Source organism: uncultured Chitinophaga sp. (assembly GCF_937874145.1).
GTDB lineage: Bacteria > Bacteroidota > Bacteroidia > Chitinophagales > Chitinophagaceae > Chitinophaga.
The window spans coordinates 1-8957 of record NZ_CALNBI010000093.1 but is presented as its reverse complement, the minus strand read 5'-3'; the positions used below and the strand labels follow the sequence as shown (position 1 = coordinate 8957).

At 57.0% G+C, this 8957-nt stretch carries 8 protein-coding genes and 1 pseudogene; 4 read left to right on the top strand and 5 right to left on the bottom strand.

The features are described 5' to 3' along the window. Positions 1-325: 325 nt before the first annotated feature. The 4 genes from Q0510_RS04075 to map form a co-directional block, all read right to left on the bottom strand. Complete coding sequence (locus tag Q0510_RS04075) at positions 326-1198, bottom strand: aldose 1-epimerase family protein (RefSeq protein WP_298708494.1); 873 nt, start codon at positions 1196-1198, stop codon at positions 326-328. A gap of 9 nt (positions 1199-1207) precedes the next feature. Next, positions 1208-2386 (bottom strand): DUF5009 domain-containing protein, encoded by a 1179-nt coding sequence (locus tag Q0510_RS04070; protein ID WP_298708492.1) that lies wholly within the window; start codon positions 2384-2386, stop codon positions 1208-1210. Between the two features lie 81 nt (positions 2387-2467). Beyond that, entirely contained in the window at positions 2468-2659 is a 192-nt protein-coding gene (locus Q0510_RS04065) for a T9SS type A sorting domain-containing protein (RefSeq protein WP_298708490.1), read from the bottom strand. Positions 2660-2733: 74 nt separating this feature from the next. Next, positions 2734-3498 carry a type I methionyl aminopeptidase gene (gene map / locus Q0510_RS04060; RefSeq protein ID WP_298708488.1) on the bottom strand — a complete coding sequence of 255 codons (765 nt, stop codon included), beginning with the start codon at positions 3496-3498 and terminating at the stop codon, positions 2734-2736. Positions 3499-3610: 112 nt separating this feature from the next. Between map and pepE the strand changes: the two genes are divergently transcribed. The 3 genes from pepE to Q0510_RS04045 all read left to right on the top strand — a co-directional run bounded on the left by pepE (position 3611) and on the right by Q0510_RS04045 (position 7725). After that, positions 3611-4315, top strand: coding sequence for a dipeptidase PepE (pepE, locus tag Q0510_RS04055; RefSeq protein ID WP_298708487.1), 705 nt, complete (start codon positions 3611-3613; stop codon positions 4313-4315). 155 nt (positions 4316-4470) lie between these two features. Next, the gene (locus Q0510_RS04050) at positions 4471-5934 is read left to right on the top strand and encodes a Gfo/Idh/MocA family oxidoreductase (RefSeq protein ID WP_298708485.1); all 1464 of its coding nucleotides are present in this window, start codon (positions 4471-4473) and stop codon (positions 5932-5934) included. Positions 5935-6009: 75 nt separating this feature from the next. After that, positions 6010-7725, top strand: coding sequence for a DUF885 family protein (locus Q0510_RS04045; protein ID WP_298708484.1), 1716 nt, complete (start codon positions 6010-6012; stop codon positions 7723-7725). Here the strand turns inward: Q0510_RS04045 and Q0510_RS04040 are convergent. After that, the gene (locus Q0510_RS04040) at positions 7722-8432 is read right to left on the bottom strand and encodes an NUDIX domain-containing protein (protein ID WP_333864770.1); all 711 of its coding nucleotides are present in this window, start codon (positions 8430-8432) and stop codon (positions 7722-7724) included. The genes Q0510_RS04045 and Q0510_RS04040 overlap by 4 nt on opposite strands. A 150-nt stretch (positions 8433-8582) precedes the next feature. Between Q0510_RS04040 and Q0510_RS04035 the strand changes: the two are divergent. Further along, positions 8583-8957: pseudogene (locus Q0510_RS04035) on the top strand (galactose-1-epimerase); the annotation flags it as partial.

Sequence of the window (8957 nt, the reverse complement as noted above, 5' to 3'; positions counted from 1 at the left end):
TGGCGGAATCCGCAAGCCTGACGGGCATCCCGTTGTAGGGGCCGCCCACGAACTGTTCGCCTGAATAGTCGTCGTTGTTGGCGGTGCCTACGTTGATGGATACCAGGCCCTTGAAGTTGATCCGGGGGAAATCGAAAATAGACATGGGGGATAGGTGTATTAGATTAACAATGCATTAACAGATCAAATTAAGGGAAATGAATCTGGTTAAAATGTTAATACATGTTATAACGCCTATGTACAAACGAATTGGAATCAGGGAGATAATGGGGATTTCCGCCGGAGGCAGCCCCCGGCGGAAATGTTAACGGCTCCGTAAGAACGCTTAGAAAAAAATCGCGGACCACTCCCGTTGGAAGATTCCTTCAGGGGCCAGTTCGATGATGCCTTCCTTCTCCTGCAGCTCCCCGCTGGCATTCACTGCATCTGCAATGCCGCACCAGGGCTCGATGCAAACGAAGTCTGCATCCTTCGCCGCCCAGATCCCCATATACGGGAACCCCGGGAAGCGGAGCTCCAGCCCATGGGGCGTTTTATCGCTGCGGATGGAAATGGAATTGGAAGCGATGTGCTTGAAAACGAGGGCGTCTTTATAAAACAATTCCTTCGTCAGCGGCAGCTCCTGGGTATTGTCGAAAAACGCCACCGGCTGATCCTGAATTTGTCCTTCCGGAGAAAGCGGCCACAACCCGGCGTTTTCTGTATTGTTGAAATGCAAATGGTAGTCGGAATAGTCAGTCCCCTCCGCCAGCGGCACCCTGAAGGCAGGATGCGCGCCCACCGAAAAATACATGGCGCGTTCGCCCGTGTTCTGCACGGTGTACTTCACGGAAAGCGTGGCGTCGTGCACTTCGTACCGGATGCCCAGCGTAAACGGAAAAGGGTAACGCTGCAAGGTATCCGCATCATCAGTGAGGATGAAAGTAGCCGAATGCGGCGTCTGCTCCGCCACTTCGAACTCCCTGTCGCGCGCGAAGCCATGGCGCCCCAGTTCATACGTCTTTCCCTCAAACCGGTATTGGTTATTTTTCAGTCCGCCCACGATGGGGAACAGGACCGGGCTCTTCTTCCCCCAAAACGCGGCGTCGCCGCTCCAGAGGTATTCCAGCTGGTTATCTTTCCGTTGGATGCCCTGCAGCTCTGCGCCCTTGGGACTGATCTGCACGGCCAGGATTTCGTTCGCTATGGTTATCATCATGTCACAAATTTACAGTTTCAGCCGGATTCCCCTTCTGCTGATCCAGCCCGTTACCTGCACGATAATCAAAGCAAACAGCAACGATTTCAGCAAACCCGGCCACCCGCCCCATGGGAACATCATCGGCACCGACATTACCCCCATAATGGCATAAGCGTAATACGGCACCAGGTAACACAGTAAGGTGTCGGTCCCGGCCGGCCGGATGATCCGGAACGCATCCGCCTTTCCCAGCAGATCCGCCACCCAGTACACGATCGCGAATACTGCAATCGTAATGCCACTGCAGATGAACACCCAGCTCGGCGTCACCATCACTTTGGAAATTCCCCAATACGGCCGGGTAATGATCCCCGCTGTTACCAGCCCCGCGGCTATCAATATTAACCATCCAATAACGGAAACGGAGCGCGCTGTAGCCGTAAAGTGGCGGAAGATCATCGAGGTAATGGCGCCTCCCAGCACCAGGGCCGCCAATCCGCCATCGCCCACCGGCCCGAGCCAGGCCCGCAGCCAATGCCCTTCGGGCGTTACATGCCTGTGCGCCGCGATATTGAATGCCATGCACACCGCCCAGGCCGCCAGCACTACTGCAATCCTGCCGCGCCCAAAGATAAACACCACCGAAGCCACGAGATACGACCAGCCTATCAGCCCCAAAATGCCCCACCAGTGTTTCGAAAAACCCTGGGAGCCGTCGCCACACCGGCATACATACACCAGCAGCAGCAACCCGGCGATGCCCAGCGCTTTGAGCACATACTTCCGGACGCCGGGCCAGCTTTCAGGATATTGGTTCCAGATGAGGATAAACGACGTGCAGGCGATCACGTTCCACATCCCGCGCGACAGGCCCGTGGCGCCTTCATTCAGGTTTTCGCCGTTCACCAGCACTACACCCATCACCAGCAGTGCCAAACCCCGCTCCAGCGCATGCCGTAACAGCGCCCAGGTGCTGTCGCCCTTCCGGATGCGGTTGGCCATGGCGTAAGGCAGGCTCATGCCTACGATGAAAAGGAACGCGGGGAAAACGGTGTCCGCCAGGCCCATGCCGTCTTCCTGCGGCTGCGTGTGCCCCAGCCAGCCGGGTATATCGTGGAGGGTCCAGAGGTCGTTGACGAAGATCATGAGCGTCATCGTCAGGGCGCGCGTGATATCGATGGAAGCGATTCGTTGCGTGAGGGTCATGGGAAGGTGGAATTTGGGTCAAGATAAAAAACGGGGCCGGTATTTTCACCGTGCCCCGCTGACTTTGTTATAACCGCCTGACTACAGTTCCACTACCAGCCTCACCTGCTTTTCCAGGCGCCCGGCTTTCATCCGCAGGATGTACACGCCCGCGGGCCGGGGAGCCTGCGGCCAGCGCAAAGTATGTTCGCCCGCATCTTGCCGCGCATTCGGCAATGTTTGCGTTTGACCGTTCATGTTGCGCACCGCAATGTGTACCTGTGCCGCTTCCAAAATTATCAGGGGCGAGTGGAAGGAATAGCAAAGGCGCCCCCGGCCGGGGGCGCCTCACAATTATCTGCGGGAATTTAATTCCAGATGTCGTTGCCGCTGGTGAACAGCACGGGCGCGCCGTCGGTCACCATGAGGGTATGCTCGTGCTGGGCAACGAAGCTGCCGTCTTTCGTCTGCAGCGTCCAGCCGTCGCCGTTTTCATACGCCCAGGTGGCCCGGGTGGAAATGAATGTTTCTATCGCCACCACGCCGTTTTTGCGGAACCGGGTGCGGTTGTATTTATCGTAATAGTTGGCGATGGAATGCGGCTCTTCATGCAGGCTGCGGCCGATGCCGTGGCCGGTGAGGTTCTCGATCACGCGGTAGCCTCTTTTCTTCGCTTCGAACTCGATCAGCCCGCCGATCTCCGCGATCTTCACGCCGTCACGGATACCGTCGATCGCTTTGCGGAGGATCTCCCGGGAAGCGTCTACCAGCTTTTGATGGCCGTGAACGTCTTGCCCGAGCACGAACGACCCGCCGTTGTCCGCCCAGAAGCCGTCCAGTTCGGCGGACACGTCTACGTTCAGCAGGTCGCCCTCTGCCAGGATGCGTTTGGTGGAGGGGATGCCATGGGCGACTTCGTTGTTGACGGAGATGCAGGTCCACCCCGGGAACCCGTAGGTGAGCTTAGGCGCGCTCTTTGCACCGAAGGAGGCCAGAACGGCATTGCCGAACTCGTCCAGTTCTCCGGTGGACATGCCCGGACGGGCATATTCCCGCATGGCTTTCAGGGTGAGGGCTACCGCTTCTCCGGCCGCCCGCATGCCCTGCATTTCCTGTTCATTCGTTATCGACATGGGACTGATGTTTGCTGTTCCCTGCAATTTACGGAATCCTGCCCTTTAGTGTGTAGGTATTACTGCCCAGGCGGGATTTTCCCGTTTGCGCCGGGAGTTGTATTTTCGGGACATGCGAAAGATAGTTTTAGCCAGTACGTCGACTTTGTCCGGACAGGAATACCTTGCTTACCTGGAGCCCGCCATCCGCGAGTTGTTCGCCGGCATCCCGGAACTCGTTTTCATCCCGTATGCCCGCCCCGGCGGCATCTCCCATGACGATTACACCGCCCGCGCCGCGGCCGCCTTCGGCAACTGGGGGATTAAGGTGAAAGGACTGCACACTTTCAAAGATCCCGAAGTGGCCATCCGCCATGCCGCGGGATATTTCACCGGCGGTGGCAATACCTTCCTGCTCGTCAAACAGCTGCACGAACAAAAGCTCATGGACCTGCTCGCTGCCGAAGTGGAAGGAGGGAAGCCTTACCTGGGCACGAGCGCCGGCAGCAATATCGGCGGCGTCAATATGCAGACCACCAACGATATGCCCATCGTGTACCCGTCCAGCTTCCAGACCATGAACCTGGTCCCCTTCAACCTCAACCCCCACTATCTCGACCCGCTCCCTGATTCCGGGCATATGGGCGAGACCCGCGAAACCCGCATCCGGGAGTTCCATACCCAGCAACAGGTTCCCGTGGTCGGCCTGCGCGAAGGCAGCTGGATCGAAGTGAAAGGCACCGAGATCGCATTGCGGGGGCCCCTCAGCGCCAGGATCTTCAAGGCCGGCCATGAGCCTTACGAAATGGCGCCCGGCGGCAACTTGTCGCTCATCTGACGCCAAAACCGCCCGGCATGTAAATAAGCTGCCTATCCACCGGATGGCGCATTTCTTCCAAAATTTTCACCGTTAATGGAGGATTTCTGAAAAAAGCGGAAATCTTTATTAATTTAACCGGCTCTTTATTGTCAATAAGCTCAACCTATTTCATTATGAGTTCAAATCGGAGAAATTTTCTTCGCCACCTGGCGATCGGTTCCGGCGCACTGATGACCGGCATCCCGTCTTTCGCATCCACAGCTGCCGTTCCGACCGACGCGGAATTGAAACGCGCCCTGGATCAGTCCAAGAAAGGCCAGCGCTTCAATATGAGCGGTTACGCCGCCCCGAAGATCGATAAAGTGCGCATCGGCTTTATCGGCCAGGGTATGCGCGGCCCCGGAGCGGTACAGCGCATGTCGTATATCGACGGCGTTGAAATCGTAGCCCTCTGCGATCTCCTCCCTGAGCGCGCCACCAAATCCAACGCAATCGTTACCAAATCCGGCCGCCCCGCGGCGAAGGAATATTCCGGCGAAAACGGCTGGAAGGAAATGATCGACAAGGAGAAGCTGGATCTCGTGTATATTACTTCCCCCTGGGACCTCCACACGCCCATGGCCCTCTACGCCATGGAGCACGGTGCCCACGCGGCATCCGAAGTGCCCATCGCGCTCACGCTGGAGGACTGCTGGAAACTCGTGGAAACTTCCGAGCGTACCAAAAAGCATTGCATGATGCTGGAGAACTGCTGCTACGACTTCTTCGAGCTGCTGACTCTCAACATGGCACGCCAGGGCCTCTTCGGTGAAGTAGTACACGCCGAAGGCGCGTATATCCACGACCTGCGCGATCTGAACTTCTCGAAGAAAGGCTACCAGAACATGTGGCGCCTTCGCGAGAACATCGCCCACAATGGCAACCTGTACCCCACACACGGCCTCGGCCCCATCGCGCAATGCATGAACATCAACCGCGGCGATAAAATGGATTACCTCGTATCCATGTCCAGCAACGATTTCATGATGGCCAACATGGCTAAGGAGCTCGCTGCCACCGATCCGTTCTATAACGAATTCGTAGGCAAGAACTACCGCGGCCAGATGAGCACCACCACCATCAAGACCGCCAAAGGCAAAACCCTGATGGTACAGCACGACGTAACTTCCCCGCGCCCTTACTCCCGCATCCATCTCGTAAGCGGCACCAAAGGCGTAGCGAGCAAATGGCCCAGCCCCGAGCGCATCGCCTTCGGCCACAGCTGGATCAAGGAAGAAGAACTGAAAAAACTCTACGACCAATACACACCCGAGATCGTTCAGAAGATCGGTGAAATGGCCAAGCAGATCGGCGGCCACGGCGGTATGGACTTCATGATGGACTGGCGCCTGATCGATTGCCTCCGCAACGGTCTGCCCCTGGACCAGGACGTATACGACGCCGCTTCCTGGAGCTGCATCTTCCCGCTGAGCGAGAAGTCGCTGTCCAAACGCTCCAACAGCGTGGATATCCCCGACTTCACCCGCGGTTCCTGGAAAACGAACGCACCTGTTGAACTGACGCTGAAAGGCGGCGGCACTACCGGCGTGATCGGTGTGGAAAAGAAGAGCGATTCCAAGCAACTGAACGTGCACTAATCCCGCACATCGTACCATAGTAAGGCGCTCTCCATTCCCGGGGAGCGCTTTTTTTTCCACCATCTGCTTCCCTTTATGAAACACTTCTTCTCCTGCTGCCTGTTGACATTCGCCGTCAGCGCCTCCGCGCAACGGCCTGATACCGATCTCTACGCGCAAACCAGCGAAGTCAACAATATCATGGTGCAGTACGATGCCGACCGCGGTATCCTGCAACGCTTCTACGCCGTCCGTAATTCCCCGGAGCGGCGCCGGCGGCTCGAAAGGCTGCAGGACGATTACCTGCAGCGGCTCTCCGCCCTGGACTGGGAACGCCTGCCCGTGGGCTCGAGGGTAGATTATGTTCTCTTCCGCCGCAACTTATTGCAGGAGCGGCAGGTGCTGGAACAGGAAAAGAAAGAATTTGAAGATGTGAAGCGTTACTTCCCCTTCGCCGATTCCCTGTATGCCGCGGAAGCCCGCAGGCGCAGGGGCCTTACGCCCGACGCGCGCGCCCTTGCTTCCGCGTGGAACCAGGCTGGGAAAGACCTCCTGCGCCAGCAATCCCTGCTGGGGAAAGACAGCTCACTGTCCCCCGCACTTGCCCAGCGCGGCGCCGGCATCGCCCGGGGATTGCAGCAGGCCATCAAAAGCACCTATGATTTTTACGCCGGCTTCGACCCACAGTTTTCCTGGTGGATGCCCGCGCCCCACCGCCGGCTCGACAGCCTGCTGAACAGCTACGCCAACGCTTTCCAGCAGATCGCCAAACGCAATCCCACGCAGCAGGACGATGGTTCCGGCATCATCGGCAATCCCATCGGCCGCGAGGCCATCATCCGCCAGCTGCAACTGGAAATGATCCCCTACACGCCCGAAGAGCTGATCGAAATCGCCAACAAAGAATTCGCCTGGTGTGAAAAGGAAATGCTAAAAGCCTCCCGCGACATGGGCTTCGGCGATAACTGGAAAGGCGCCATGGAGAAAGTGAAAGGCACTTCCGTGGAGCCCGGCTGGCAGCCGGAGGCCATGCTGGAGCTCTATAACCAATCCGTCGCCTTCCTGAAGCAGCACCAGCTGATATCGTTGCCGCCGCTGGCGGAGGAAACCTGGCGGATGAACATGCTTTCGCCCGAAAGGCAGCTCGTAGCGCCGTTTTTCCTCGGCGGAGAAGAATTGCTGATCGCTTTCCCGACCAATACGATGAGCCACGACGACAAGATGATGTCGATCCGCGGCAACAATCCCCATTACTCCCGCGCCGTGGTGCACCACGAATTGCTGGCGGGGCATGGCTTGCAGCAGTTCATGAACGACCGGTACAAGGCTTACCGCCGTTTCGATACGCCGTTCTGGACGGAAGGATGGGCTTTGTACTGGGAAAGGTTGTTATGGGATAAGGGATTCCCCCGTTCGGCGGAAGACCGCGTGGGCATGCTGTTCTGGCGGATGCACCGGTGCGCCCGCATCCTGTTTTCCCTCAGCTACCACACCCACAAATGGACCCCGCAACAATGCATCGATTTCCTGGTCGACCGCGTCAATCATGAACGCGCCAACGCGGAAGGAGAGGTGCGCCGCTCGTTTACAGGCGGGTACGGCCCACTGTACCAGGTGGCCTATATGATCGGCGGCCTGCAGTTCGAAGCGCTGAAAAAGGAATTGGTGGACAGCGGGAAGATGAACATCCGCGACTTCCATGACGCCATTATCCGCGAGAACGCGATGCCCGTGGAAATGGTGCGCGCCATTCTGCTGGACCGTTTGCCGGCAAAGGATTTCAGGACGTCTTGGCGGTTCTACCCGCTTTAACGGATGGCGTCCGGGTTGGGGATGAAATTGAGGAAAGCGTTGAACTTGGTCTGATACTTCCTTTTATCGAGTTTGTAATAGAAAGCCCCTCGTTTCGAGGTGGCTTTTTCTTTGTCTTTTTGCTTGATGAGCAGGCCGGTAGACAGCACCTTCCGGGAGAAATTCCTTTTATCCATCAGCGTGTCGAAGATGCCTTCGTAGAGGTGCTGGAGCTGGGGGAGCGTGAATTTTTCGGGCAACAGTTCGAATACGATGGGGTGGAAGGCGGCTTTGTAACGGAGCTTCTGCTGCGCAAGCGTCACCATATCGCGGTGGTCGAAGATGAGGGAAGGGAGTTTTTTCAGGGGGAACCACTCGGCATGGTAATCCTGGTTGATCTGCTGGGTGTAGCGGTTGATGTCGATCAGGCTGCTGTAGAGGACGGAAAGGGTACGGTCTACCGGGTCGCGCTCTACTTCCCCGAAAGTGCACAACTGTTCCATGTACACGTTTTCGAGCCCGGTGAGCTCTTTCAATACGCGGCTGGCGGCATGGTCGATGGTTTCGTCGCGCTTCATCAGCCCGCCCATCAGGCTCCAGCGGCCCTTTTCCGGCTCAAAGCCCCGCTTGATGAGCAGCAACTTGAGCTCGGTTCCGTCGAATCCGAAAATAATACAGTCTACTGCCACCAGCATCCTGTTTTTGCTGGAATATTGGGCGATTTTCAAAGCGGATCAGTTTTTTACGTGGTTGCTATTTAAATGTCGGCCAGACAATTTATCAAACATTCCTGAAAAATTGACTTTAAATATCAGGATTTAATCCAGATATTTAAAGGATCAAACCCAAGTATTGTATTTTAAAATTTCACGCTCTACATGAAAAAGCTCTCGACCCTCATGGCATTGTCTACCGGTGGCATTATGGCCTTCACCGCCTGCGGCGACAGCGGCCAGAAAGCCGCCACGGTTTCGCTGACCAGCTCGAAATATGGTGAAACGGGCGGCGCTGAAGTCACCCAATACACGCTGACCAACGCCAACGGCATGATCGTCAAAGTCCTCAACTACGGCGGAGTGATCACCGATATCATCACGCCCGACAAGAACGGTGCCCCCGGCAACGTGGTGCTTTCCTTCGACAGCCTCAGCGGTTACCTTCAGCCCGGCAATCCCTACTTCGGCACACTGGTAGGCCGGTACGCCAACCGCATCGCCAAAGCGCAGTTCACGCTCGACAGCGTGACCTACAAA